The 21512-nt window shown below is 62.7% G+C and carries 24 protein-coding genes; 6 read left to right on the top strand and 18 right to left on the bottom strand.

From position 1 onward, the window contains the following. Positions 1-10: 10 nt before the first annotated feature. The 8 genes from hutG to ftsY all read right to left on the bottom strand — a co-directional run bounded on the left by hutG (position 11) and on the right by ftsY (position 8742). A complete protein-coding gene (hutG, locus tag AB5Y81_RS14555; RefSeq protein ID WP_279484996.1) occupies positions 11-949 on the bottom strand; it encodes a formimidoylglutamase in 939 nt (312 codons plus the stop codon). Then, a complete protein-coding gene (gene hutI, locus AB5Y81_RS14550; protein ID WP_279484997.1) occupies positions 942-2177 on the bottom strand; it encodes an imidazolonepropionase in 1236 nt (411 codons plus the stop codon). Before hutI ends, hutG begins: the two co-directional genes overlap by 8 nt. 155 nt (positions 2178-2332) lie before the next feature. Then, positions 2333-3037, bottom strand: coding sequence for a histidine utilization repressor (hutC, locus tag AB5Y81_RS14545; RefSeq protein WP_279484998.1), 705 nt, complete (start codon positions 3035-3037; stop codon positions 2333-2335). Positions 3038-3048: 11 nt separating this feature from the next. Next, entirely contained in the window at positions 3049-3708 is a 660-nt protein-coding gene (gene can / locus AB5Y81_RS14540) for a carbonate dehydratase (RefSeq protein WP_005308055.1), read from the bottom strand. Between the two features lie 198 nt (positions 3709-3906). After that, a complete protein-coding gene (gene rpoH / locus AB5Y81_RS14535; protein ID WP_005308053.1) occupies positions 3907-4761 on the bottom strand; it encodes an RNA polymerase sigma factor RpoH in 855 nt (284 codons plus the stop codon). Between the two features lie 451 nt (positions 4762-5212). Continuing rightward, positions 5213-6169: a permease-like cell division protein FtsX gene (ftsX, locus tag AB5Y81_RS14530; protein WP_005308051.1), complete on the bottom strand. Its 957-nt coding sequence runs from the start codon at positions 6167-6169 to the stop codon at positions 5213-5215. Beyond that, entirely contained in the window at positions 6169-6837 is a 669-nt protein-coding gene (gene ftsE / locus AB5Y81_RS14525; protein ID WP_005308049.1) for a cell division ATP-binding protein FtsE, read from the bottom strand. The genes ftsX and ftsE overlap by 1 nt, the downstream gene beginning before the upstream one ends. Positions 6838-6927: 90 nt before the next feature. Continuing rightward, on the bottom strand, positions 6928-8742 hold the full coding sequence (ftsY, locus tag AB5Y81_RS14520) for a signal recognition particle-docking protein FtsY (RefSeq protein ID WP_279484999.1): 1815 nt from the start codon (positions 8740-8742) through the stop codon (positions 6928-6930). Positions 8743-8852: 110 nt separating this feature from the next. Here ftsY and rsmD point away from each other — a divergent pair, with 110 nt between their 5' ends. Both rsmD and AB5Y81_RS14510 read left to right on the top strand, forming a co-directional pair. Continuing rightward, entirely contained in the window at positions 8853-9482 is a 630-nt protein-coding gene (gene rsmD / locus AB5Y81_RS14515) for a 16S rRNA (guanine(966)-N(2))-methyltransferase RsmD (RefSeq protein ID WP_117405509.1), read from the top strand. A 121-nt stretch (positions 9483-9603) separates the two neighbouring features. Next, a complete protein-coding gene (locus AB5Y81_RS14510) occupies positions 9604-9915 on the top strand; it encodes a DUF1145 domain-containing protein (RefSeq protein WP_005308045.1) in 312 nt (103 codons plus the stop codon). A gap of 38 nt (positions 9916-9953) precedes the next feature. On the opposite strand, the gene AB5Y81_RS14505 is transcribed toward AB5Y81_RS14510, so the two are convergent. Beyond that, complete coding sequence (locus AB5Y81_RS14505; RefSeq protein ID WP_005308044.1) at positions 9954-10319, bottom strand: YijD family membrane protein; 366 nt, start codon at positions 10317-10319, stop codon at positions 9954-9956. Between the two features lie 20 nt (positions 10320-10339). After that, positions 10340-10960 (bottom strand): HTH-type transcriptional repressor FabR, encoded by a 621-nt coding sequence (gene fabR, locus AB5Y81_RS14500; protein ID WP_005308043.1) that lies wholly within the window; start codon positions 10958-10960, stop codon positions 10340-10342. 149 nt (positions 10961-11109) lie between these two features. Between fabR and AB5Y81_RS14495 the strand changes: the two genes are divergently transcribed. After that, a complete protein-coding gene (locus AB5Y81_RS14495; protein WP_065017355.1) occupies positions 11110-12228 on the top strand; it encodes a fatty acid desaturase in 1119 nt (372 codons plus the stop codon). Between the two features lie 476 nt (positions 12229-12704). Here the strand turns inward: AB5Y81_RS14495 and AB5Y81_RS14490 are convergent, their stop codons facing one another. After that, positions 12705-13958 carry a phospholipase D family protein gene (locus AB5Y81_RS14490; protein WP_124250226.1) on the bottom strand — a complete coding sequence of 418 codons (1254 nt, stop codon included), beginning with the start codon at positions 13956-13958 and terminating at the stop codon, positions 12705-12707. 77 nt (positions 13959-14035) lie between these two features. Here AB5Y81_RS14490 and AB5Y81_RS14485 point away from each other — a divergent pair, with 77 nt between their 5' ends. Then, positions 14036-14182, top strand: coding sequence for a hypothetical protein (locus AB5Y81_RS14485; protein ID WP_176452780.1), 147 nt, complete (start codon positions 14036-14038; stop codon positions 14180-14182). A 7-nt stretch (positions 14183-14189) separates the two neighbouring features. Here AB5Y81_RS14485 and AB5Y81_RS14480 read toward each other — a convergent pair whose 3' ends face one another. The 3 genes from AB5Y81_RS14480 to tatA all read right to left on the bottom strand — a co-directional run bounded on the left by AB5Y81_RS14480 (position 14190) and on the right by tatA (position 16312). Next, positions 14190-15620, bottom strand: a complete 1431-nt coding sequence (locus tag AB5Y81_RS14480) for a transporter substrate-binding domain-containing protein (protein ID WP_368146711.1) — start codon at positions 15618-15620, stop codon at positions 14190-14192. A 213-nt stretch (positions 15621-15833) separates the two neighbouring features. Beyond that, positions 15834-16136, bottom strand: a complete 303-nt coding sequence (locus tag AB5Y81_RS14475; RefSeq protein ID WP_005308037.1) for a YfcZ/YiiS family protein — start codon at positions 16134-16136, stop codon at positions 15834-15836. A 14-nt stretch (positions 16137-16150) separates the two neighbouring features. Next, a complete protein-coding gene (tatA, locus tag AB5Y81_RS14470) occupies positions 16151-16312 on the bottom strand; it encodes a twin-arginine translocase TatA/TatE family subunit (protein WP_005308036.1) in 162 nt (53 codons plus the stop codon). A gap of 273 nt (positions 16313-16585) precedes the next feature. On the opposite strand from tatA, the gene AB5Y81_RS14465 reads away from it, so the two are divergent. Then, entirely contained in the window at positions 16586-17554 is a 969-nt protein-coding gene (locus AB5Y81_RS14465) for a LysR substrate-binding domain-containing protein (RefSeq protein WP_065017352.1), read from the top strand. Positions 17555-17696: 142 nt separating this feature from the next. On the opposite strand, the gene AB5Y81_RS14460 is transcribed toward AB5Y81_RS14465, so the two are convergent. Further along, the gene (locus AB5Y81_RS14460; RefSeq protein WP_010635400.1) at positions 17697-18296 is read right to left on the bottom strand and encodes a YhgN family NAAT transporter; all 600 of its coding nucleotides are present in this window, start codon (positions 18294-18296) and stop codon (positions 17697-17699) included. A gap of 100 nt (positions 18297-18396) precedes the next feature. Beyond that, complete coding sequence (locus AB5Y81_RS14455; protein ID WP_164465058.1) at positions 18397-18642, bottom strand: YecH family metal-binding protein; 246 nt, start codon at positions 18640-18642, stop codon at positions 18397-18399. Between the two features lie 208 nt (positions 18643-18850). Between AB5Y81_RS14455 and AB5Y81_RS14450 the strand changes: the two genes are divergently transcribed. After that, entirely contained in the window at positions 18851-20134 is a 1284-nt protein-coding gene (locus tag AB5Y81_RS14450; RefSeq protein ID WP_024942741.1) for a dicarboxylate/amino acid:cation symporter, read from the top strand. A 14-nt stretch (positions 20135-20148) separates the two neighbouring features. Here AB5Y81_RS14450 and AB5Y81_RS14445 read toward each other — a convergent pair whose 3' ends face one another. After that, entirely contained in the window at positions 20149-20463 is a 315-nt protein-coding gene (locus tag AB5Y81_RS14445; RefSeq protein WP_005308027.1) for a DUF2007 domain-containing protein, read from the bottom strand. A gap of 55 nt (positions 20464-20518) precedes the next feature. Then, positions 20519-21421 carry a LysR family transcriptional regulator gene (locus AB5Y81_RS14440; protein ID WP_279485001.1) on the bottom strand — a complete coding sequence of 301 codons (903 nt, stop codon included), beginning with the start codon at positions 21419-21421 and terminating at the stop codon, positions 20519-20521. Positions 21422-21512 lie beyond the last annotated feature (91 nt).

The raw sequence follows: 21512 nt of genomic DNA, 5'->3' as shown, positions 1-21512 counted from the left end.
CGGTGCGCCGCTACTTGGTCAACTGGTGAACCAGGCGCGCGGCCACGCGGGCGCTGCGGTTGTCCTGATCCAGGTTCGGGTTGTACTCGGCCAGATCGGCGAGCCTGAGCTTGCCGCTGGCCCGGATATGGGCGATCAGCGGTTCGATGACCGCCAGCTCCACGCCGCGGGCGGCAGGGGCACTTACCCCCGGCATCACGGCGGCGGGCAGCACGTCGAGATCGATGGTCAGATAGAGGTGGTCACAGCGGGCGATAAAGGCATCCAGCCCGTTGAGCAAGGCTGGCAGCTCGGTCGGCGTCATCGCCTCGTCCAGCACGTGCCACACCCCCAGCGCCTCGGCGCGGGCAAACAGGGCCGCCGTGTTGGCGGTCTCGGCCACCCCGAGGCAGGCATAGTTAAAGGGCGAGCCCTGGGCAGCGCACTGCTCGGCAATCTGGAAGAAGGGGGTGCCGGAACTCGCCTGCTCCAGCTTCATGCGCAGGTCGAAGTGGGCGTCGAAGTTGATGATGCCCACACGACCCTTGCCGTTGAGATGGCGGTTGAGGCCACTCCAGCTGCCGAAGGCCACCTCGTGGCCGCCTCCCAGCACCAGCGGGAACTGGCCCTGCCCCAGCGCAGCGGCGACCCGATCGGCCAGCCGGCCGTGGGCGGCGTCGAGATCCCCGTCCTCGCAGCACACGTCACCGCCGTCGTAGACGGGCTGACTCAGGTGCCAGGCCGTGTTGGCGAGCAGCTTGCGCACCGCCAGCGGCGCACCGGCCGCACCGACGCGCCCCTTGTTGCGGCGCACCCCTTCGTCGCAGGCGAAGCCGAGCAGCACCACGCCGGGTTCACCGCGTCCCTGCCAGGGCTGCACCCTGTCATGCCAGCGCAGGGCCAGTTCACCGTCTTCCGGATCCTGACGCCCCTGCCAGACCGACATGTCGATCCCGTTTAACTTATCCATGCAGGGTCTCCTCCCCGTTGACCACCCGGCTCACCAACTGATCGACGCCGATGAGGTAACTGAGTTCGGCCGGATGGCCACAGTTCCAGACCAGGAAATCCGCCAGCATGCCGACCCTGAGCTGTCCCAGGCGTTCCTGCTCGCCAAGCGCGCGGGCGGCGTGGCGAGTCACCCCGGCCATGGCCTCCACCGGGGTCAGGCCGAACAGGGTGCAGGCCATGTTCATGGCCATCCGCAGGGAGACGATGGGGGCCGTGCCCGGGTTGATGTCGGAGGAGACCGCCATCGGCACCCCTGCCTTGCGCAGGGCGGTGACCGGCGGCAGCTTGGTCTCCTTGAGGAAATAGAAGGCGGTGGGCAGCAGAGTCGCGACCACACCGCGGTGAGCCAGCGCCTGGACCCCTTCCGGATCCAGATACTCCAGATGATCCACCGAGAGGGCGCCGAAGTTGGCGGCCAGCGTGCTGCCCCCCAGGTTGGAGAGCTGATCCATGTGCCCTTTCACCGCCAAGCCATATTGATCCGCCGCCAGATAGACCTGCTCGGTCTGGGCCAGCGAGAAGCCGATGTGTTCACAGAAGACGTCCACCGCATCGGCCAGGCCCGCCTCGGCGGCGGCCGGGATGATCTCCTGACAGATGGTCTCGACCCAGGAGTCGGGATCGTCGCGATACTCCGGCGGCACCGCATGGGCTGCCAGCAGGGTGGTCTTGACCCGGATCGGCAGCGCCTCTCCCAGTCGGCGGGCCACCCGCAGCATCTTGAGCTCGTCTGCCAGGGTGAGGCCGTAGCCGGACTTGATCTCCACCGTGGTGACCCCTTCCCGGATCAGCGACTTGATCCGTGGCAGTGCCAGCTCAAACAGTTGATCCTCGCTGGCGGCACGGGTGGCACGCACCGTGCTGATGATGCCGCCGCCTTTGCGGGCGATCTCGGAATAAGGCACACCCTTCTGGCGCAGCTCGAACTCTTCGGCACGGCTGCCGGCGAAGATGAGGTGGGTGTGGCAATCGATGAGGCCGGGGGTAACCAGCTTGCCCTTCATGTCCTGCCAATGGGCGGGATAGGGGCCCTTGAGATCCTGCATGGGCACCAGGGCGTGGATCCTCCCCTCATGAACGCCGAGGGCATGGGGCTCCAGCAGACCGTAGTCAGCCAGATCGGAGCGCAGGGTGGCGGGTGTCACGTTGAGCCAGACCCGCTCGCAGTTCAACAGTTCCTTGTTCATACCGACCTCTAAATGTATATACATTAACTTATATCCGATCTCTGACGGGAAAGAAAGGATCAAGTTCACATCTTGATAACAGCGTGTTCATTAGAGCTTAAACACAAAAAAGCCCGCCAGAGGCGGGCTTTGTCAAAAATGATATGTATATACAATTAGCTGAGACTGGTCTTGGAGCTCAACTTGTAGCGGGAGCCTGGCGAGAGCAGGCGGGCATAGGAGACCAGATAACCACCTGACCAGGTACGCCGATGCAGCAGCAGGCAGGGGGTATCGACCCGTACCTGCAGCAAGCCGGCTTCGCCGGCGCTCGGCAGCACCGCCTCCACCACGTGCTCCATCTCGGAGAGGGGGCAGACCTCCATCAGATAACGATTGGGGGTCTGGCTGGCAAAATCCTGCTCGCCATACTCCGGCAGCCGCTCCGCATCGACGAAGCGCTCCTCCAGCTGCAGCGGCTCACCGTCGGCCTGATGGACGATGAGGCTGTGAAAGATGGGCGCCCCGACCCGCAGCCCCAGTTGCACCGCCACCTTCTCGTCGGCGGCCTGGCGCTGCAGCCGGATCACCCGGCCGCTGTACTCGCTGCCCCGCTCGGCGATCTCGTCGGCGATGTTGCGAATGGCCAGCAGCGGCGACTCGGTGCGCCGGTCCGCCACGAAGCTGCCGGAGCCGGCGGTGCGCACCAGCCAGCCCTCGGCCACCAGTTCGCGCAACGCCTTGTTGACCGTCATCCGGCTCACGGTGAACTGCTCGCACAGGGCGGCCTCGGTCGGGATCCGGTCGCCCGCCTGATAGTGGCGTTCGCGGATCCCGTCCAGGATGTGCTGCTTGATCTGCAGATAGAGGGCCGGTGCCAACGGGATGCTCCTCAGCGACGGCGATGGGGCGGACGCATGTCCGGCCAGGCGCGATAGACGTCCGGGATCTGCTCAGGCCCGCTGATGCAGAGATCGAGATCGTGCAGCAGACCGTCCTTGATGCCGTAGATCCAGCCGTGCACCGCCAGCTCCTGCCCCTTGCGCCAGGCGTTCTGGATGATGGTGGTGTGGCAGACGTTGGCCACCTGCTCGGCCACGTTCAGCTCGCACAGGTAGTCGAAGCGCTCGTGCTCATCCTCGATGGCATCCAGCTGCTCGCGATACTTGAAGTAGACATCCTTGATGTTGCGCAGCCAGTTGTCGATGAGCCCCAGCTCCTGGTTCTGCATCGCCGCCTTGACGCCGCCGCAGCCGTAGTGGCCGCAGACGATGATGTGCTTCACCTTGAGCACCTCGACCGCGTATTGCAGCACCGAGAGGCAGTTGAAGTCGGTGTGTACCACCAGGTTGGCGACGTTGCGGTGGACGAATACGTCCCCCGGCAGCAGCCCCATCAGCTGGTTGGCGGGTACCCGGCTGTCGGAGCAGCCAATCCAGAGGTATTCGGGGGCCTGCTGGGCGGAGAGGGTAGCAAAGAATTCGGGATCCTCGGCCTTGATCCGTTCCGCCCACTCGCGGTTGTTGGTAAACAAGTCGTTCAAGAGTTTCACTATCTGCTCTCCCTACTGTGGCAGTGGCGGCAACATACCATACACAAGGGTAACCAAGGCAAGGCCGACCAGATCCCCGCCAAACAAAAACAGGGCCATCAGGCCCTGTTTTCATCAGGAGGCATCAGGCCTCCCTCGTATCTTTCAGCTGCCTGGGCGCGTGCTGCTCAAGCTGACGCACCCGCCCGGCGCACAGGATTATGCTTCCATCGCATCCTTCAGCTTCTTGAGGGCGTTTTTCTCAAGCTGACGCACCCGCTCGGCGGAGACGCCGTAGGTATCGGCCAGCTCCTGCAGGGTGGTCTTGCTGTCATCGTCCAGCCAGCGGGCACGGATGATGTGCTGGCTGCGCTCATCCAGAGTGGCCAGGGCCGAGCTCAGACGACGGGTTGCGTGATCGTCCCAGTTGTCGTTCTCGATGGTGGCCGCCAGATCGGAGGATTTGTCCTCCAGATAGTGGACCGGCGCAAAACCGCCCTCTTCGTCCTCATCACCGACCAGATCGAACGCCTGATCGTAGTTGCTCATGCGCGCTTCCATCTCGGTGACGTCGGCGGCGGAGACGCCAAGGTCGGCGGCCACGGCCTGCACCTCTTCGTGGTTCAGCCAGCCGAGGCGTTTCTTGGACTTGCGCAGGTTGAAGAAGAGCTTGCGCTGGGCCTTGGTGGTCGCCACCTTGACCATGCGCCAGTTGCGCAGCACGTATTCGTGGATTTCGGCCTTGATCCAGTGCACCGCGAAGGAGACCAGACGCACGCCGACGCTCGGGTCAAAGCGCTTGACCGCCTTCATCAGGCCTATGTTGCCTTCCTGCACCAGATCGGCCTGGGGCAGACCGTAACCGGCATAACTCTTGGCGACGTGAACGACAAAACGCAGGTGCGACATAACGAGCTGACGGGCAGCCTCGAGATCGCCTTCCTGCTGCAAACGCTCAGCCAGCTCACGCTCTTCCTCTGCGCTCAGCACCGGAATCGAGTTTACTGCCTGGATATAGCCTTCCAGACTACCTTGCGGAATCAGAGCCATAGTGCGCTGCAATGAAGTTCCCATGTTCTACCTCTTACTTTTCAATCGAATCAGTCTAACACCCTGAGAGGGCCTGTCTACTGACCGGACGCCATTCTGCGGCCTGCATCAAACATGACTGGCATGTCTGAACCGGAATCATCTTAGGCCGGCAGGATGAATCATGAATGAACAGTCAAAAAAAGGGGGTCACAATGAAGGACCCCCGAAAAGTAGCATGCTAAGTCCATTGTTGCGGAGCTCGCAACCTTCACATGCTTGCCAAGTCAGACGAGCAAGGCATAGGGGCCACACCCGTATAAATTCTTCGCAATTGTAGACTGCTTATAAATCAGAAGGTTCACAGGATCCAGAGAAGATCCTGAAGACTGGTGCTATCCAGATTACTCCCAGAACGGTGGCCGTGCCAGAAACGGCCACTCTTTTACTTGATCCAGGTCGCAAAATCCAGCGCTTTGAAACGCTGATAAATTAATCAGGACGGTTCGATGTCGCGAATGTGGCGATGGACCGAAAACCAGGAGGCGATCAGCCCCAGCAGGGCCCCCAGCAGGATCAGGTTGATCCCGTCCACCGCTCCCATGCCCACCAGCCTGAAGTTGCTGTTGTAGAGACCCGCCAGCTCCTTCACCACCCCTTCGCTCCAGATCACCATCACCTCGGTCAGCCACCAGGCCAGCATGCCGCCAATGACCCCGAACCAGATGCCGGTATAAAGGAAGGGACGATGGATGAAGGCATCGGTCGCCCCCACCAGCTTGAGCACTTCGATCTCGGAACGCTGGTTGAGGATATTCAGGCGCAGGGTGTTGCCGACGATCAGCAGTACCGCGGAGAGCAGCAGCACGGCGATGCCGGTGATGGTGTGGCGCAGCAGGTTCATGATCCCCTGCAGCCGGGTCAGCCACTGCAGATCCAGCTTGCCCTGCTCGACCCCGTCTTCGTTGCTCAGTTTGTTGAGCAGCTCGGCCGCCCCTTCCGGGTTCTGCCAGCGCGGATCCGGGATCACGCTCAGCACCGGCGGCAGCGGGTTGCTGTCGAGGTAGTCGAGCGCATCGCCAAAGCCGGAGATCTCGCGAAACTCCTTGAGCGCCTCATCCCGGCTCATGTAGGTGACCGACTCCACCTCCGGGTAGAGCAGGATCCGCTGCTTCATGTCGAGGATGTTCTGCTCGGGCAGATCCTTGCGCAGGTAGAGGGAGATCTGGGAACTGGTCTGCCAGCTCCCCTCCACCACCTCGGCGTTTTTCAGCAGCACGTGGAAGCAGGAGGGCAGCGCCAGGCTGACCCCCAGCACCGCCAGCGTCATCAGGGAGGCGAGCGGATTGCGCCACAGCTCCCCCAGACTGGCAAAGGCCTGGCGGGCGTGGTCAACCCAGTACATCATGAAGCGCCGCAGCGGCGGCTGTTTGTGACGCGCACGAATGGCCATCAGAGCTCCTCCCCGGACGAATACATGCGACCCGCCTTGAGGGTCAGGGTGCGATAGCGCATGCGGGCGATCAGCCCCAGATCGTGGGTGGCAATCAGCACGGAGACGCCGAAGCGGTTGAACTCCTCGAACAGCCGCATGATGTCCATGGAGAGCTGGGGATCCAGGTTGCCGGTCGGCTCATCCGCCAGCAGCAGCGGCGGCTTGTTGACGATGGCGCGGGCGATGCCTACCCGCTGCTGTTCACCGCCGGAGAGCATGCGCGGCTGGTAGCGCTCCTTGCCGAGCAGCCCCACCTTGTCGAGCGCAGCGGCCACCCGCTTGTTGATGTCCCCATGGCTGTAGCCGTCGATCACCAGCGGCAGCGCCACGTTGTCGAACACGGTGCGGTCCATCAGCAACCGGTGATCCTGAAAGATCATGCCGATCTGGCGGCGCACATAGGGGATCTCCCCCCGCTTGATGTGGCTGACGTCATCGCCATGAAAGAAGACACGGCCGTCGGTCGGCCGTTCCATTACGCTGATGAGTTTGAGGAGGGTACTCTTGCCTGCGCCCGAGTGCCCGGTCAGAAAGGCCATCTCCCCCTTGCGCAGATGAAAACTGACCTTCTGCAGCGCCTGATGGCCGCCGCTGTAGACCTTGCTGACCTTGTCAAAACGGATCATAACGGTTCCCTGACAGTGACAAGCCCCGACCTGGGTCGGGGCAGGGGGCGCTCAACTCACAGCGCCCGAGCTTGCTCATCGCGAAGACACTCACTCCTCGCGACTGAAAAGCGCCTCGATGAAGTCGTTGGCGACGAACGGACGCAGATCGTCGATCCCCTCGCCCACCCCGATGTAGCGGATCGGGATCTGGAACTTGTCGGCCACCGCGAAGATGACGCCGCCCTTGGCGGTGCCATCCAGCTTGGTGAGGGTGATGCCGGTCAGCCCCACCGCCTCGCTGAACAGCTTGGCCTGGCTCAGGGCGTTCTGGCCGGTGCCTGCGTCCAGGGTCAGCATGATTTCGTGGGGGGCCGCATCGTCCAGCTTCTTCATCACCCGCACCACCTTCTTGAGCTCTTCCATCAGGTTGCTCTTGTTCTGCAGGCGGCCGGCGGTATCGGCGATCAGCACGTCGGCCCCGCGCGAGCGGGCCGCCTCGATGGCATCATAGATGACGGAGGCGGAGTCGGCGCCGGTGTGCTGGGCGATCACCGGAATGTTGTTGCGCTGACCCCACACCTGCAGCTGCTCGACGGCGGCGGCGCGGAAGGTGTCGCCAGCGGCCAGCATCACACTCTTGCCTTCGGCCTGGAACTGCTTGGCCAGCTTGCCGATGGTGGTGGTCTTGCCGACCCCGTTCACGCCCACCATCAGGATGACGTAAGGCTTCTTGTCGGTGTCGATCACCAGCGGCTGCTCGACCTTGGCCAGCATCTCGCCCATGTCCTGCTTGAGCAGGCCGTAGAGCGCCTCGGCATCCTTGAGCTGCTTGCGATCCGCATGCTGCACCAGCCCCTCGATGATACGGGTGGTGGTGTCGACACCGAGATCCGCTGTCAGCAGCTGGGTCTCCAGCTCCTCGAACAGCTCGTCGTCGATCTTCTTGCCACGGAACAGGCCGAAGAAGCCGGAACCGATATTCTCCTTGGTGCGCACCAGGCTGCGCTTGAGGCGGGCGAAGAAGCCCTCCCGCTGCGGCTTGTCCTGGGTGTCGTCGTCCACCTTGGCGGCCAGCGGCAGAGCTGCGAGGGCAGCGGCCTCAGCCTCCATCGCGGCGACCAGGCGCAAATCTTCCGCTCGCTGGGCCTCTTTGGCGATCCGGGCTTCCTCGGCAGCCTGCGCTTCAGCGGCAATACGAGCCTCTTCCGCAGCGCGAGCTTCAGCGGCAATACGGGCCTCTTCCGCTGCGCGGGCTTCAGCGGCAAGACGAGCCTCTTCTGCGGCACGGGCTTCGGAAGCAAGGCGAGCCTCTTCTGCGGCGCGGGCTTCGGCTGCGATACGGGCCTCTTCTGCGGCGCGGGCTTCGGCTGCGATACGGGCCTCTTCTGCGGCGCGGGCTTCGGCGGCAATACGAGCCTCCTCTGCGGCGCGGGCTTCGGCGGCAATAAGGGCCTCTTCCGCGGCGCGGGCTTCGGCGGCAAGACGATCCTCTTCCGCGGCGCGGGCTTCGGCGGCAAGGCGGGCCTCTTCCGCCGCCTTGAGATCGGCCGCCACCTGGGCAGCCTCAGCGGCTTGCGCCTCGGCAGCCGCGCGCTCCTCTTCGGCGATCAGGGCTTCATTGACGATCACCGGCTCCAGATCGGAGGCACACTCCTCCACCACCAGCGGACCATGGTCGTCCAGCTCGGCAGGCGGGCAGCAATCATCGTGCAAAACGGAATTCTGTGCGCTGGCGGGCACTTCAGCAGCGACGGCCGGCGTACTATCGGAAACAGTCGTCTCGGAAACGGGAGCGGGAGCGGGGTGAGCCGCGACTTCGGGCTCAGCGGTAGTCGGGGTGGCTTGCGGTGTCTGTGGTTGGACAGCCTCAGCCTCTTCTTTCTTGCGGCCGAAACCCAGCCAGGAAAACAAACCTTTTGCCATCTAAAAATACTCACATCAAAGGCTGACTGCTAAGATAGCCGTCCCTCGGCGGGTCGGCATAAAAATGAACCGCCTTATACTATCACTTTATTTTCTGACGACGAAACGCGATGCCCAGAGTGAAATCCAGCCGTAACGGCCCGAGCAAGAGCCCAGCCCCGCAGGGGAAATCGGGCTTTGTAAGAATCATCAGCGGCCAGTGGCGAGGCCGCAAACTGCCGGTCAGGGATGTGGAAGGACTCAGACCCACCACGGATCGCGTCAAGGAGACCATCTTCAACTGGCTGGCTCCCCATGTGCGCGGCACCCGCTGCCTGGATCTGTTCGCCGGCAGCGGCGGCCTGGGGCTGGAGGCGCTGTCGCGTTACGCCGAGCAGGTCACCCTGATCGAGATGGACAGGGGCGCCGCCGAGCAGATCAAGAAGAACCTGACCACCCTCGGCAGCAGCCAGGGTCAGGTGATCCAGACCGATGCCGTCAGCTGGCTGCAGGGGCCGGCCACGCCGTTCGACCTGGTGTTTCTCGACCCCCCCTTTCGCCGCGAGTTGCTGCCCCAGGTGTGCGAGCTGCTGGAGCAGCGCGGCTGGCTGGCGCCGGACGCCCTCATCTATCTGGAGCGAGAGAAGGAGATGGCCGATCTGCCGCTGCCGGCCAGCTGGCAACTGCTCAAGGACAAACAGGCAGGTCAAGTCTGCTACCAGCTCTATCTGCGCGAGATCAAGAATGACACCGCGGTTTAACAGCCGGGTGGCAGGGGAAGATGGGCACAGAGCTCCTCCCCGTCAATCTGGACAACGACTCAAGGACAAACAGGCCGATCAAATCAGGTCTGCTATCAATGCTATGTGCGGGAGGTAAACGATGAAGCGGGTGTTTAATCTGTTGGCGATGGGTCTGATCCTGTTCTTCTGGTTCGGCGTGCTGGTCAGCCTGATCGCCCCGCTGCCGGGCAAGCTCAACGGCTTCCTGCCGGTGTGCGGCGTGATCGTGATCCTGATGCACTGGGTGCAGGCCAGCATGGTCAAGGCTGCCTGCAAGCCCTACTTCGCAGTGAGCCGGCTCGAGTTTACCCAGGTGCTGGTGTTCGGGGTGTTCGGCATGGTGGAGATCCGCGCCAGGCTGCAGGCCATCGTCGATGCCAAGCGGCGCGGCGAAGACAACAAAGCCGGGTGATCCCGGCTCTGTCATGGTGGTGATGGAAGGAGTGCTGGTCACTCCTTCTCTTTTTTCCCCACGCTGATACCGAGCTTGATGGAGAGCACGGCCAGCAGCAGCAACATCATGATCAGCGAGAAGAAGTTGCTGCCAAGCTCTGGGTACTGCACCTTGACCAGCGCCGAATGGCCGAACACGCCGATGAAGAAGCTGAGCAGCATGCAGACCGGGGTGTTGCCCTCCAGCGAGACATGACGGTAGTGCTGGTAGAGCTGATAGGCGGCCAGCACGAAGGCGATCATCGGGAAGAAGGAGAAGGGCACCGCAGACTCTGACAAGACCGTCAGGGAGGCATCACCACAGATGCCGATGAGCAGGGCCAGCAGCAGGGGTTTCTTCGGAATCGTGTTCTGGTCATGCATGGAGCTGTCCATCCTTTGACTTAAGAGAGAGGTTCACGGCGCTTCTGGTTCTGGACCTCGGCGCCCATGGCGATCATGCGCAGCTGACGGATGGTGCGATCGGACAGGGCCCGGCACTCCTCGCTGGTCATGTCGAGGGCGTCGGCACCGGCACTGAAGACGATGGTCACCATGGCCTCGGCCTGGATGTAGGCCTCTTCCCGCGGCGCCCCCGTGGTGGCTTCGAGGTAGTCGGTCAGCTCGGCGATAAAGTGCTGGATCTCCCGCGCCACCGCCTGGCGAAATGCAGCAGAGGTGCCGGAGCGCTCGCGCAGCAGCAGCCGGAAGATGTTCGGGTTGTTCTCGACGAACTCCATGAACGTCTGTACCGAGGTGCTGATGACGCTGCCGCCACCCGCGATGCGCTGACGCGCCTGGCGCATCAACTGGCGCAGGGTCAGGCCGCCTTCATCCACCAGGGTCAGCCCCAGCTCCTCCATGTCACGAAAGTGGCGATAGAAGGAGGTGGGCGCGATGCCGGCCTCCCGCGCCACTTCCCGCAGACTGAGGTTGGAAAAGCTGCGATTGGCGCACAGTTGGCTGAACGCCGCCTCGATCAGAGTACGCCGGGTTTTTTCTTTTTGTTGCGCGCGAATACCCACGAAAACAGTCACCTTCAGGTTATCGAGGCCAAATGATAACCCGAAGGCTGCGCCAGGATCAGGTTTGTCTCCTACTTTTTTACCATTGACCCCAATTCCGGCTGCATGGAAAATAGCGCACAGCTGTTCGCTGAAAGGAACCGAGTGAGATGGAACGCCCCCCGATCATCATGACCAACACCCTGCTGTTCGCCCTCTCCGGGCTGACCGCACTGATCGCCGTGCCCTGGTACGGCATGACCCATGGCTATGACCTCTGGCAGTGGGGCAGCTTCCTGCTGCTGTTCTGCTATTGCGGCATCTCCATCACCGCCGGCTACCACCGGCTCTGGTCGCACAAGGCCTACAAGGCGCACCCGATCCTGCAGTGGATCTTCGCCATCGGCGGTGCCCTCGCCCTGCAAAACTCGGCGCTGCACTGGTCTTCCGATCATCGTCGCCACCACCGCCACGTGGATGACAACCAGAAGGATCCTTACAGTGCGGGCCGCGGCTTCTGGTTCTCCCACATCGGCTGGATGCTGCGGGAATATCAGCGCGACATCTACCACGACTACAGCAACGTGCGGGATCTGCAGAACAACCCAGTGGTCGCCTTCCAGCACAGGCACTATCTGGCGCTGACCCTGGCCACCAACATCGGCATCCCGCTGCTGCTGGGGCTCGTCCACGGCGATCTGCTCGGCATGCTGCTGCTGGCCGGGGTGCTGCGCATGGTGATGACCCATCACACCACCTTCTTCATCAACTCCCTGGCCCACATCTGGGGCAGTCAGCCCTTCACCGACCGCAACAGCGCGCGGGACAACGGCATCCTGGCCTTCTTCACCTTCGGCGAGGGCTACCACAACTTCCACCACCTGTTCGAGAACGACTATCGCAACGGCATCCGCTGGTGGCAGTTCGATCCTACCAAGTGGCTGATCCGCAGTGCCGCCTGGTGCGGGCTGGCACGGGATCTGCGCGCCTGCCCGGAAGAACGGATCGAGCAGGCCAGGCTGGAGATGCAGCTGAAACGGGCCCAGGCCAGGCTGCACAGACAGGACGACAGGGAGCTGTGGCAGGCGTTGCTGCAAGAGGAGTACGACAAGCTGAGCCAGCAGCTGCAGCACTACTACGCCAGCCGCAAACGCCTGCTGGAGCAGCGCAAGCGCAAGGCGCTGGCCCGCTACGACCAGCTGAAACTGCAGCTGGAGTATCGCAGCCTGCACGATGCCTTCACCGTGGCCAAACGCAACTGGAGCCGCCTGTTGGCAGGCATCGCCTGACCATAGACCGTCAGACGACACAAAGAAAAAGACCGCCAATCGGCGGTCTTTTTGTTCAGCCCAGCCAGCAGGCCATAAAAAATGGGGTGACACTCGCATGTCACCCCCTCGCAAATAGCATGTTCCATATTGGAATCCGGTCCCGTCGGGTTCCTCTCCTGCTTCCTGAGTTTCCGCTACCCATCTGAAGCAGGCTCCGGCTGGAGCGATCCAGTCGGCCGATTCCCTTCACGACCCTCTTCCGCACGACGGCAAACCGTCGTGTTGTCCTTGCAGTTGAAATATTACGCAGATAAATAAAATAAAAAACCGATATATTCGGCCATCTATGCAAGCATCTGCCGCTCATCCAACTTCAACCAGAAAACAATCTGATTAAAAACAATACGATAAATCACCCCATCGCCATTGGATGGCAAACGTTATCCTCGAAGGCGCACAAGGCTTTGCGAGATCTCGCACAAGCCGTGATCCACTCACAACCAGCGCTGCAACGGCAACCAGTCACTGACCCTGGCCAGCAGGCGGCGCAGGGTCGAGGGCGGGGCAGCCACCGAGTGGGATGAACGCTGCTGCCAGGTCGTCAGCCACTGCTGCAACTCGGCGCACAGCGCGGGGCAGGCCAGATGCAACACCAACTCGGTGTTGAGCAGCAGGGAGCGCGGATCCAGATTGAAGCTGCCGAGCAGCGCCTCCTCCTCCCCCACCAGGATCAGCTTGGCGTGCAGGCTGAGAGATGCCCCCTCCAGCTCCGACAGCGCTATGCCCTGGCGTATCAGCCAGGGGCGGTGACGGCGGTAGGCGCCGTACACCAGCGGCACATCCGTGCTGGCCAGGGAGTTGGTCAGGATGTCGATGGTCACCCCCGCTTGACGCTGCTGCCTGAGCCGGCGGCGCAGCCCCCGGGTCAGGATGAGATAGGGGGTGACCAGGCGCAATGTGCCCTGATTGTCGGCCAGTTTGCGCCAGAGCAGGCGCGCCGTGGTGGGCCGGGATACCAGCCCCTTGCCGGGGCGGTCAAACCACACCTCGGCCCGCCCGGCATGCCAGCGCAGGGGGATGGGCTCGGGATCGAACAGGCTGGCCGGCAGGTCATAGACGGCCGCGATCTGCGGCTCGTTCAGGGTCAGCAGGAAGTCGTTCACCACCTGCACCTCGGCCCGTTGCAGCGGGCGGCGCAACAGACGGCGGATCGGGTGGCTCCAGCGGCTGCGCCAGAATTGATCAAACCCCTGCTCGACCCGCTGGCAGAGCGGGCCGCGGCAGGCAAGATCCAGATCGACGAACTGGGGGGCACCGCCGAGTCCGAAGTAACGATCCCCGATATTGCGACCCCCGATCACCGCCTGGCTGCCGTCCACCAGCAGCAGCTTGTTGTGCATGCGGTGATTGATGCGGCGAAAGCTGAGCAGCCCTTCCAGCAGCAGGGTCAGTGGCCGCCAGCCGCGCAACCAGAAGGGATTGAACAGACGCACCTCGATGCCCGGCTGGTGGGCCACCATCTCCAGGAAGCGGTTGTCGCCGGCATAGAGGTCATCGATGAGCAGTTGCACCCGCACCCCGCGTTTGGCGGCATGCAGCAGCTCCGCCAGCAGCAGCTTGCCGCTGCTGTCCTCCTCCCAGCTGTAGTACTGAGCCTGGATCCGGCTTCTGGCGCCGCGGATCAGCTGACAGCGCAGCTTGAGCGCCAGCTCGGGCTGGTCTATCAGGGCGAATTCAGCGGGGATCATGGCGTCATCCGCCTGTCATGAGGAAATGGCATAACGCTGGCTAAGGGCCTCGTAGCAACAGGATGAAGGAATTTACCATGGAACTCACGGATCGCCCCGCCATCAGTCACAGACCGCAGGCCAGTGAGCCGGATCCCTCGCCGAGCGGCCAGCTGACCCCCTGGTATCTGCAACACAGGGATCAGGCCTGGCAGCCCTTCACCTCGCCCACCCCATCGCACTAGCCGGACGTCAGGGCTGGGCCACCGCCTCGATGGCGGCCGCCTTGCCCTCCAGCTGGGGCAGACTGAAGCGATAGGCCACATAGTACTTGTAGATGGTGCTGACATAGTTGATGGGACCCTGCCCCACCTCGTTGGCCACCAGCTGCTCCACGTTGCCGAACCAGACGTCGGGATCCAGCCCGGCGGCCTCGGCCTTGGCCTTGGCCCTGAGCGCCTGCACCCGGTTCGGGCCGGCATTGTAGGCCGCCAGCGCAAACAGATGGCGGTTGAGCACGTCCAGCTTGGGATCGTTGAAATAGGTGTCGAGGATCAACCGCATGTAGCGGCAGGCCGCCTCCACGTTACCCTCCAGGCTGGCGAGGCGAGCGCCGCGAATGCCCACTTCGCTGCCGGTACTCGGCAACAGCTGCATGATCCCCACCGCCCCCCGTTCGGAACGGATATTGGCATTGAGGCCAGACTCCTTGTAGGCCAGCGCCGCCAGCATCAGCCAGTCCAGCCGGTACTTGTCGGCCTGCTGCTCCAGCACCTTGCGGATGGTTGACAACCGGCCCAGCGGATCCGGCGCCAGTATGTTGCTCATCTGGTCGTTGCGAGCCAGCAGGCGGCGCAGGGTCATGTCGCTGTAAAGAGTGCGCTTGCCGGCATCGGCCAGATAGTCGTTGACCGCCTTGAGCAGCTCTGGGCTGTTGTTGCGCAGGGCCCAGGCGCTGCGGCCGTTGTCCCGCAGCGGGATCAACTTGTGGGCTCGCAGCCCGCTGATCATGCCGAGCCAGATCCGCCCCTTGAAGCTGTCGGTCACGGTGAGCGGTATGATGCCGGCCGCCACCATCTCCAGCAGATCCCCGTCCTGCAGGTATTCAGGCACGGTTTCGATATAGACAGGGGGCAGCCCCAGCTCGCGAAACAGCCAGTTGAGCTGGCGCAGGCTCTCGTAATAGCTGGAGCTGGCCCGCACCCAGACCCGCCGGCCTGAGAGCTGGGTAATGCGGTTGAAGGTCGGCAGGCTGTGCTGGCTCACTACCCACTCTTCGATGGGTGCGATCACCGGGTTGGAGAAGGTCACCTGCTCGCGCCGGGTCGGCGTCACCGTCATGTTGGCAGCCACCAGATCCCCCCGCCCCTCGGCGAGATAGTCCAGCAGCTTGTCCTGGCGCACCGGGATGTAGATGATCTTGAGCTTGATCTTCTCCTTGGCCAGGTAAGTCTGGTTCAGCCAGCGCTCGAACCCCTGCAGCTGGTTGACCAGGATGCCGTGCTGGGTCCCCTTGTCGAGGAAGAAAAAGCCCCGCTCATAGACCACCAAGGCCCTCAGCTCTTTCTTTTGCAATATGCTGGCGAGATCCCCTGGCTGGGGCAGCCGCTGCGGCTTGAGATCCGCCGCCAGCAGCGGCAGCGCCCACAGGATGAGCAGGCTCCAGAGCCAGCGCCGCCTCATGGCGTCACCGCCAGTGGCTGTCCGGGCAGGTCAAACGGGTGATGAGCGACGTGGAGGGGGGTGGCGAAGAGCCTGCGCTGAACCATGATGAGATCGCCTTCTGTTGGCCGACTCGCGTCGGGCAAAACCGTCTGTGGGATAACTAACTATAGAACGCAGACCCACAGCAGAAGGGTCAGCACGGCAGGCGAACCTGCCGTGTTTTCAGGGGGCTCAGATAGAGCGGGCACGCATCTCGAAAATGAGTTTTTCGGCGGTGCAGGTGAATTGCAGGCGGGCTTTCAGGATCACGCCGTTGGCGCCCTGGCTCAGTTCGCTGCTGCTCTTGGCTTCGGCGGTGACCTGCTTGGCCAGCGCCTCGTAGGCGGCCAGCTTGGCGCGGGCGTCGGCCTCTTCGGCGGCCTCGATCACCAGTTCCATCACATCGTCACCCTCGCCGATGATGGTGCCAATTTCGGCGAAGCAGCCGCAGCTGTCACAGGTCTCGTTCAATTCCACTTTCTCTTCTACGGACATCATTCAACTCCCACTTATTTCGGCTGTGATTCATCGTCACGCAAGGCTTTACGAAAATCCCTGATGGCGGTGCCCAGATCTTCCCCGGCGCCGGCCAGGCGTTTGCTGCCAAACACCACGACCACGACGACAAGCAGGATCAACAAATGCCAGATATGAATTCCACCGAGTCCCATAGGGATACTCCTGACTGATAGATACCGATCGTTTGTATCAAAAGAAGGCGCAAAGATTGTTGGGCAAAATCAAGACAGGCGCAAGTTTGCAAATAAATCACCAAAAAATACGGCGACCCGAAGGCCGCCGTATTGCTTGATGCTACTTGTCCCCTCAACCACTACATCCTGTACCAGCCGCCATTGAAGGCGAGAGACGTTTCGAGCATAAGTTCGCCTAGATATGAAAACAAATGGTATAAATTCATCTAAGAATTGAAGAGGATTCATATCATGTTGCTGGAACAGCTGGGGCGTATTGACCTCAATCTATTGATAATCCTGCAAGTTTTGCTGGAAGAACGAAACGGCAGCCGGGCGGCCCGTCGCCTGCATCTGAGCCAGTCTGCCGTCAGCAAGGCGCTCGGCCGGCTGCGGGAAACCTTCGATGATCCCCTGTTCGTGCGCTCGGCCTACGGGCTGGAACCCACCGCACGCGCCCTCAGCCTGCAGCAGCAACTGCAGCCGATCCTGCTGTCGCTGGACAACCTGATCCAGCCACCGGATTTTGATCCGACCACCACCGAGCGGGAGTTCGTCATCGCCAGCATGGACAGCGCCTTTACCCTGTTCGCACCGCTCTACCTGAGCGAGCTGAAACGGCAGGCACCCGGCATCCGGCTGCGCTACGAGGAGTGGACCGAGAACAGCCTGACCGAGATGAGCCAGGGCCAGGTGGACATCGCCTTCACGGTGCGGGAGAACTGCATCAACTCGGACTTTCGGCTCGACACCCTGCCCAACGCCATCTGCCAGCGATTGCTCGCCATCGACGATCTGACCTGCCTGGTGCAGCACGACCACCCTGCCCTGCACGAACCCGAATGGGATCTCACCCGCTACCTGGCCTATCCCCACGTGCAGACCTATTGCGAGGGGCGCGACCGCTGGATGCTGGATCACAAGCTGGCGGAGCAGGATCTCTACCGCCGCATCGAGGCGACCGTCCCCTCCTTCGAAGCGGCGCTGCGGATGGGCATGCACTCGGACATGATAGTGACCCTCTCCCGGCTCTACGCCCGCCATGCCACCCAGGTCTACCCGCTGGTACCGCTGCCGCTGCCCATCGCCCTCGACAGCATCTCCCACCTGCTGATCTGGCATCAGCGCCACGAGGAGGATCCTGGCCACCGCTGGCTGCGGGAAACCCTGCTGGCCCTGATCATGAGCAAACTGGAGCGCACTGCTGCCGAACCGTCCTGATACAGGCGCTGGGCCGTGAGCCAGGCAGAGCAAGCCGGCCCCGTCGGCAGCCGCAGGCTGCCTCATAGCCACAACGCCGGATCACAAGCAAAAAAACGGGGCTCATCGAGCCCCGTGTCTTGCTTGTTGGCATGCCGGCCAGTCAGTTCTGACCGGTTACCGCCAGGTAGTGGTGCACCCCGTCGAGCAGCATCTGCACCGAGATCATCACCAGCAGCATGCCCATCAGCCGCTCCACCGCGGTGAGCCCTCGCTCACCCAGCAGCTTGTTGAAAACCTCGTAGAACATCAGGATCACGGCGCTGGCGCCCCAGGCCATCAGCAGGGCCAGCGACCAGTCCGCCATCCGGGTCGGCTCCTGGTTGGCCAGCAACAGCAAGGAGGCCAGGATCGAGGGGCCGGCAATCATGGGGATCGCCATGGGCACCAAGAAGGGCTCCTCCCCCGCGGCCAGCCCGGTCACCCCCCCTTCACTCGGGAAGATCATCTTGATGGCGATGAGGAACAGTATGATGCCGCCGGCGATGCTGACCGCCTCCTGGCGCAGGTTGAGGAAATTGAGGATCTGCTGCCCGACAAACAGGAAGGCCATCATGATCACCAGCGAGAACAGCAGCTCCCGCATCATCACCTTGCGGCGTCGCTTGGGATCGATATGACGGAGGATCGACAGAAAGACCGGCAGGTTGCCCAGCGGATCCATGATCAGAAACAACATGACGGCAGCGGAGAAAGTATCCATACAACGCCCAGACCAAGCCTTCAACAGAGGAGGGGAAAGAGGGCGAATATAACAAAGGCGGCGGGATTCGGCGAGCGCGGCAGGCGCTCGCCGGCGGGGATCAACCGTGGTTGCAGATCTTGTCGGCGCGGGTCTGGAAACCCTGCGCCGATTCGATGAACTTGCCGCGTTTGGCAAGGAAGTCGATCAGGGCCTCGGCATCCATCTCGCTGGCGCTGCAGGTGTGGAAACGGGCATCCGCCCCGAAGCGTGCGTCGATGGCCTGCTTGAGGCTGGCCCGGGTGAACTGGCCGCCCTGCGCCAGCATCATCTCCATCACTTCGTGACCGTGTACCGATTGAGTCATTGCAAACCTCTTGAATAGACATATTTGATGCCTATTAAATCCTGCCCCACCGCCAGCGACCTTGATATAGGCCAACAAATTGCCGATTTCCCTGCCCCCGCACTGGTGATGGTCACGGCTTTGTCGATAATGTGGCAACCTGAGCAGGGGATGGCTACACTAACGCCCCTTTTTGCCACCGCAGACCGAATATAAGGACATTGGCGTCATGCTGTTCCATGGACTGGCTTTCAAACCCTGGCGGATCTGGACCCGCCGTCCGCTTTGGTTGAAGACCCTGCTCGGCATGCTGACGGGGATCGGGCTCGGCGCCGTTTTCAGCGAACAGGCATTGCTGCTCAAACCCATTGGCGTGCTGTTCGTCAACACCATCCAGATGCTGATGGTGCCCCTCATCTTCTGTTCGGTCATCGCCGGTCTCACCTCGCTGCTCAAGGGCAAGGCCCTCGACCGCATCGCCGGCAAGGCCATCGGCCTCTACCTCTGTTCCACCGCCGTCGCCATCTGCATCGGCCTGATGATGGGCTGGCTGCTGGAACCCGGCATGGGCGCCAATATGGGGCCCTATGAGCGGGTCGGCATGGCGGAGTCCCCCACCCTGGCCAGCGTGCTGAGCCACCTGGTGCCGCGCAACCCGGTGCAGGCCATGGTGGATGGCAAGATCCTGCAGGTGATCGTGTTCGCGGTGGCCCTCGCCCTCGCCCTCAACGCCACCGGTCGGCGCGGCCGCCCCGCCATCCTCTTCTTCACCTCGCTGGCGGAGGGGATGTTCAAGCTGACCCAGATGGTAATGGCGCTGGCCCCTTACGGTGTCTGCGCCCTGATGGCCTGGATGACCGGCAAGTACGGCATGAGCCTGCTGCTGCCGCTGCTCAAGGTGATCGGCGCCGTCTACCTCGGCTGCCTGCTGCACGTGCTCGGCGTCTACAGCAGCCTGCTGATCCTGCTGGCCCGCCTCAATCCGCTGCACTACTTCAAGAGCATCGTCGATGCCCAGGCGGTGGCCTTCACCAGCAGCTCCAGCAACAGCACCCTGCCCATCAGCCTGGCCTGCGCCGAGCGCCGGCTCGGGGTCTCCCCCGCCATCACCGCCAAGGTGTTGCCCATCGGCGCCACCATCAACATGGACGGTACCGCCCTCTATCAGGGGGTGACTGCCCTGTTCGTGGCTCAGGCCTTCGGGGTGGATCTGCACTTGGTGGATTACCTGACCATCATCAGCATCGCCACCCTGGCCAGTATCGGCACGGCGGGCACGCCGGGCACCGGCCTGATGCTGCTGACGCTGACCCTGACCGCAGTGGGACTGCCGCTGGAGGGGGTGGCACTGATCGCCGGGATCGACCGGATCCTCGACATGGCGCGCACCACGGTCAACGTCTCCGGCGATATTCTGGTTTCCGTATTGATTGCCCGCAGCGAGCGGGAGCTGGATCTGGCGACCTATCACGACGCCAGCGCGGGGGAGGACATCGACTTCACCCTGCGCTGAGGCAGGGCGAGCGATTAATTTTCGTGGGGATCGTGGTGGCAGCGCCAGCAGACATCGAAGTTGGCGCCGTTCTCCTCCCCGCACTGACCGCACAGCCAGCCGTTGCCCTGGCGCTGCTGATAGCGTTCGATGACCCGCCCCGCCTTGCTGCGATCCTGCTCGCGCACCATCAGGGTCACCTGCAGCATGTCCACCGGCAGTTCGCCCAGGGCGCCCGACAGCGCCTCGCCATTGAGCCGCACCGGCACTCCTTCCACTTCCAGCGCCCCTTTCAGGGCGTGGGCCTCCAGCGAATGGGAAGCCCGATACAGATTGATCCAGTGATCCATGTCTTCCCCCTCAGATCCCCCGCGATGCCGTTACCACGGCACCGGCTCTGGCCGGCTACAGCAGGGTGTCTATGCCGTAGTCGGCCCCCTTGGCCACGATGAAATCGATGAACACCCGCAATTTTCGCGGCATCAGCCGCCGCTCCGGAAACAACAGGTAAATCGGCACCCGAGGCTGCTGCCACTCGGGCAGCACGGACACCAAGGTCCCGCTCGCCAGCTCATCGTGGCAGAGCATGGCGGGCAGAGAGGCGATCCCCAGCCCTGCCTTCGCCGCCTCTCGGGCACAGGTTATATTATTAACCCGAAAGCGGGAGGGAGGGTCAACCAGCACCTCCTTGTCATCCCGCTCGAAGCACCAGTGCGAGGCCAGAAAGCCGCTGGTCACCGCCACCCGTTCATGTTGCACCAGATCCTCGGGATGAGTGATGGCGGGGCTGCGCGCCAGGTACGCCGGGCTGGCACAGATCAGGCGGGCATTGCTCCACAGCCGCCGTGCTGCCAGGTTCGAGTCGCTCATGTCGCCGATCCGCACGATCGCATCCAGCCCCTCGTTGATGGGATCCACGATGCGATTGGTCAGCTCCAGCTCCACTTGCAGGCCGGGATAGGCCTGCAGAAACTCCGCCACCAGCCTGCCTACCACCAGCTGCCCTGCCTCGATGGGCACTGCCAGCTTGAGGGTGCCGGTCACCTCCTGCTGGCTGGCGCTCACCATCAGCTCGGCCTGGGCCAGCTCATCCACCGCCTTGCTGCAGCGCAGATAGTACTGCTCGCCGGCCTCGGTGAGGGTGAGCTGGCGGGTCGAACGGTAGAGCAGCCGCACGCCAAGGCGCTGCTCCAGCTCGGCGATGCGCCGGCTCACCGTCGCCTTGGTCATGCCCAGCTCCTGGGCAGCCGCCGTGAAGGAACCCTTGTCGACGATCCGCACTAGAATCAATGCAGCGTTCAGATCCATTGTTGCACCAGTGAAACTGTATATCTCATAAATGGATACTAATCGAAACAGTTGGCCAGTGTTAGCCTGCCTCTCTTAAGTTCAGGAATCC

Origin of the sequence: Aeromonas sp. s2 (assembly GCF_040907935.1) — a bacterium.
Classification (GTDB): Bacteria; Pseudomonadota; Gammaproteobacteria; order Enterobacterales; family Aeromonadaceae; genus Aeromonas; species Aeromonas dhakensis.
This window is presented reverse-complemented; position numbering and strand designations above follow the sequence as displayed.

Coding starts and splice junctions, on each gene's coding strand:
- AB5Y81_RS14490 (WP_124250226.1), bottom strand. CDS start 13,958: ATGATCCCCGCTGAATTCGCCCTGATAGACCAGCCCGAGCTGGCGCTC.
- AB5Y81_RS14475 (WP_005308037.1), bottom strand. CDS start 16,136: ATGTCCGTAGAAGAGAAAGTGGAATTGAACGAGACCTGTGACAGCTGC.
- AB5Y81_RS14440 (WP_279485001.1), bottom strand. CDS start 21,421: ATGGATCTGAACGCTGCATTGATTCTAGTGCGGATCGTCGACAAGGGT.
- AB5Y81_RS14510 (WP_005308045.1), top strand. CDS start 9,604: ATGAAGCGGGTGTTTAATCTGTTGGCGATGGGTCTGATCCTGTTCTTC.
- tatA (WP_005308036.1), bottom strand. CDS start 16,312: ATGGGACTCGGTGGAATTCATATCTGGCATTTGTTGATCCTGCTTGTC.
- AB5Y81_RS14455 (WP_164465058.1), bottom strand. CDS start 18,642: ATGACTCAATCGGTACACGGTCACGAAGTGATGGAGATGATGCTGGCG.
- AB5Y81_RS14480 (WP_368146711.1), bottom strand. CDS start 15,620: ATGAGGCGGCGCTGGCTCTGGAGCCTGCTCATCCTGTGGGCGCTGCCG.
- hutG (WP_279484996.1), bottom strand. CDS start 949: ATGGATAAGTTAAACGGGATCGACATGTCGGTCTGGCAGGGGCGTCAG.
- ftsY (WP_279484999.1), bottom strand. CDS start 8,742: ATGGCAAAAGGTTTGTTTTCCTGGCTGGGTTTCGGCCGCAAGAAAGAA.
- AB5Y81_RS14485 (WP_176452780.1), top strand. CDS start 14,036: ATGGAACTCACGGATCGCCCCGCCATCAGTCACAGACCGCAGGCCAGT.
- AB5Y81_RS14460 (WP_010635400.1), bottom strand. CDS start 18,296: ATGGATACTTTCTCCGCTGCCGTCATGTTGTTTCTGATCATGGATCCG.
- ftsE (WP_005308049.1), bottom strand. CDS start 6,837: ATGATCCGTTTTGACAAGGTCAGCAAGGTCTACAGCGGCGGCCATCAG.
- ftsX (WP_005308051.1), bottom strand. CDS start 6,169: ATGGCCATTCGTGCGCGTCACAAACAGCCGCCGCTGCGGCGCTTCATG.
- rpoH (WP_005308053.1), bottom strand. CDS start 4,761: ATGGGAACTTCATTGCAGCGCACTATGGCTCTGATTCCGCAAGGTAGT.
- AB5Y81_RS14445 (WP_005308027.1), bottom strand. CDS start 20,463: ATGGATCACTGGATCAATCTGTATCGGGCTTCCCATTCGCTGGAGGCC.
- hutI (WP_279484997.1), bottom strand. CDS start 2,177: ATGAACAAGGAACTGTTGAACTGCGAGCGGGTCTGGCTCAACGTGACA.
- rsmD (WP_117405509.1), top strand. CDS start 8,853: ATGCCCAGAGTGAAATCCAGCCGTAACGGCCCGAGCAAGAGCCCAGCC.
- AB5Y81_RS14505 (WP_005308044.1), bottom strand. CDS start 10,319: ATGCATGACCAGAACACGATTCCGAAGAAACCCCTGCTGCTGGCCCTG.
- AB5Y81_RS14465 (WP_065017352.1), top strand. CDS start 16,586: ATGTTGCTGGAACAGCTGGGGCGTATTGACCTCAATCTATTGATAATC.
- AB5Y81_RS14495 (WP_065017355.1), top strand. CDS start 11,110: ATGGAACGCCCCCCGATCATCATGACCAACACCCTGCTGTTCGCCCTC.
- AB5Y81_RS14450 (WP_024942741.1), top strand. CDS start 18,851: ATGCTGTTCCATGGACTGGCTTTCAAACCCTGGCGGATCTGGACCCGC.